This is a genomic window from Halocynthiibacter sp. (genome assembly GCF_049608145.1).
GTDB lineage: Bacteria > Pseudomonadota > Alphaproteobacteria > Rhodobacterales > Rhodobacteraceae > Halocynthiibacter.
This window is the reverse complement of the sequence record NZ_JBMYXF010000121.1, coordinates 1-600: the sequence shown is the minus strand read 5'-3', so window position 1 is coordinate 600 and position 600 is coordinate 1. Positions and strand designations below refer to the sequence as shown.

Genomic DNA, 600 nt, shown 5'->3' with positions numbered 1-600 from the left:
ACAAGCGCGTGGAACGCCTATGGCGACGTGAGGGGCTTAAAGTGCCGATGAAACAACCAAAGAAGGGACGGCTTTGGCTGAACCCCTCTCGGGATATTGCTTCGCAATACCCTGCCGGGCAGTGGATGGATCGTGCGTTCGGTTGCGCCCAGAATATCGCAACCATGTCTGCCTCTCGGGCATGTAAACATGCCCTGCCAGCCGATGGGATCGTATGACTTCGTTCACCACCGAACAGAAGATGGCAGAGCGTTCAGAACATTGAACATCTTGGACGAACATAGTCGGGAATGCCCCCCTCTCGGCAGCATCCTACGGATGCGCCTGCCGGGCAACGGGCCATCCGGGTGAAGCGGAAGCTAAATTCAACAGAGGTTATTGATGCGCTGACCACTGCCCGACAGGGTATTTCCCCTGGAAATGTCCCGAAAGGGGGACTTGTTCATCCTGCGCGGTGTCCCTGCCTATATCAGGTCAGATAATCATTGCCTGACAGGCGATTTGGTAAAGCCAAATCTGCCGAGAGGGGGCCCTGAGTTCATCGCTGAGGCTGTCAGGGATTGGATCAAGGCGGTTGGGGCAAAGGCCGCATACATTGAG

General features: G+C 56.0%; 1 pseudogene. It reads left to right on the top strand.

Annotated features, from left to right (window positions below):
* A pseudogene (locus ACPGUT_RS16105) lies at positions 1-600 on the top strand (hypothetical protein); the annotation flags it as partial.